The sequence below is a fragment of the Marinifilum sp. D714 genome (assembly GCF_030851345.1).
Lineage (GTDB): Bacteria > Bacteroidota > Bacteroidia > Bacteroidales > Marinifilaceae > Marinifilum.
In genome coordinates this window covers 1-2370 of the sequence record NZ_JALPNU010000052.1, presented here as the reverse complement: position 1 = coordinate 2370, position 2370 = coordinate 1, and the positions used below count along the sequence as shown (strand labels likewise).

Genomic DNA, 2370 nt, shown 5'->3' with positions numbered 1-2370 from the left:
CCTCAAGCCGGATGGGCTTTTCATTTTTGGCTTGACCCAAAAACGAAACAAAAAAGTCAAGCCAATCGGATACTGCTCGCCTTTCCATAGCAACGGTTTGTCCCGACTCGCGTCCGATTGGCGACTCCCGATCGATGTGTATTACAGAGTTGTTTTAATCTTATTTTGCCTGAAGGGCAAATATCATATGACCCAGGGTAAGGGAGCAAGCGACTGCTGCCCTGGGGTAGTGGATTCTATAATCACAAATATCCTACGCCTTCATATTCTTTGCATAACATTCTCTCCTAAAGGAGCTAATCTTTATACACAATTATTTCCCTGATATAATTCGACTTAAAATTAGATACGCAATCGTTTAATTTTTAAATTCTCCCTTTTCAGGGGAGATGGCGACAGCCAGAGGGGTGCAAAAAAGAATTGTTTCGTCTTATTTTACCTGAAGGGTAAATGTCAATAAATCATTTCATTGTAGTCTTTTTATTCAACCAAAAGCTATTTTAAATTTAATAAGGCGGAGGTGAAAATTGAACATTAATATTTGAAGGTGAATTGTTGAAATTTTTCGTCAATAAACAAGGGGGTTATTGTAATGGATTGAAAAATAATGTTTAAGTTTAATTAAACAAAAGAGTATATGAGGAGTTGGTAAACGATTGTTGGCCTGCTGTTTTGATTCGTGTAGCTTGAAAAAGGTCTGCTAAAGTTTCGTTATAGGATCGGGACAGAAAAGTACTTTGTTGGTGCATTGGAGAGATGAACAGGAAGAATCTGGAAATGGATGCTATGGGAGTGGAAGTTGTTTGTGGCAGAATGAAAATGGGAAGTGAGCTGATAGAAAGCGTAAGTGTTGAAACAAAAAGGGTAAGAGGGCAAATAGAAAGTGTAAGTGCCAGTATAAAAAGTGCAAGTGTCGCAACAGAAAGCGTAAGTGTTGAAGCAAAAGGTGTAAGTGATCAAAGCAAAAGTGTAAGTGCTGAAACAGAAATGGTAAATGATTGAATAAAGAATGCACATGACGAAATGAAAATTGATGCTAAAAGGATAAAATTGCAATGCCTATGGGTATTTAATTGATCTGAATATCAGTGTTATAAGTGTTTTTGCAATTGAATGGGTATGGTACTTCAATCTCTCTCGGGTAACTCGCTTAGGGTTATATATCTATAAGAATTTTCATTCATTAATGTATTTTGTATGAAATCCCAACAGATGATTTTACACAGACAATTGCAAGATCTGTGTGCGTTTGATGTAAAATATCAAACGAAATTTCAGGAGGATACAAATTATAATGATTTGATGGCACCCATAAGGGAAGTGAATGCGGAATTGGCAGTGCTGGTTCCCAAACAAGCCCTTAATAGTAAAGCCGATACCATTAATAAAAACAAATTGTTTGATATTATGGTAGGAAATTGTGCCAAAGTGAACGATCGACTTATTAGTTACGGAACGCTTCATGAGTTTGAAATATTTTCGAATATCGAAGGATGCTTTGAACACCAATTGCATAATTGCAAGGAAGAAGAGGCTTTAATTCGTGCTGATAGTTTACTCTCTATTGTTGTTAATAATCCTACGCAGGCAGCAGCTGCCAAGGTAGATGAGGATTTGAAAAGTGCTTTGGAAACGAGTATTACGAATTTTTCTGATGTGATAAGTGCTCCCAAAGACTTTAGAGTAGGGCATGCCGAAATTACCAATCAGATTTATAAACTACTGGATAGATACAATCTACTGGTGAATAGAGGCTTGGTACTGTACATGCGTAGCGTTTATGCTGAAAGTGATCCTGATTTGTTTGAGGAGTTTTTGGTGATCATGACCAAGGACAATCCTTCGAGCAGACAAAGAGCTCTACAGGGAATGTTTTCCAACGCCAAAACGGGTGAATCCATACGTAATGTAAGGATTTCCATTGATGGCAAGAAAGCAATTACCCACCGTGGCAAACAGGGTGGTTTTTACATTCAAACTTTAAGTGCTGGCGAACACGAATTGCGTTTTAGCAAGAAAGGATACCTGGATCATGTGATACAAGTAGTGATTTTACCAGAACATACCTTACAGCTGGATGTTAAACTGGAACCTGTTGAAACAAGCAAGCCCGTAATGGCTTAAAAAATATGTATCATACCATTGAATTGTGAGTAGGAAGGCCCTCAAGCGATTGAGGGCTTTTGTTTTTTCAATCAATAAAAGTAAGGTTTTGGTAATGATAAATAGCATAAAATTATTTTCACTTACAATGATTTTGATTTGCCATTACCTGGGACACTGTCCCACAAAGTGTGTAAATGAAATTTAGAGGGTTAGATGTTTAGTCTGACCCTTTCTTCAAATATAGTTAAAAACTGATTTAAGATC

At 37.1% G+C, this 2370-nt stretch carries 2 protein-coding genes; both read left to right on the top strand.

What is annotated here, in order from left to right; translation table 11 throughout:
* Positions 1-756 precede the first annotated feature (756 nt).
* Entirely contained in the window at positions 757-1002 is a 246-nt protein-coding gene (locus M0051_RS19480) for a hypothetical protein (RefSeq protein ID WP_306743242.1), read from the top strand.
* Positions 1003-1212: 210 nt separating this feature from the next.
* Positions 1213-2124 (top strand): hypothetical protein, encoded by a 912-nt coding sequence (locus M0051_RS19475; RefSeq protein ID WP_306743241.1) that lies wholly within the window; start codon positions 1213-1215, stop codon positions 2122-2124.
* Positions 2125-2370 lie beyond the last annotated feature (246 nt).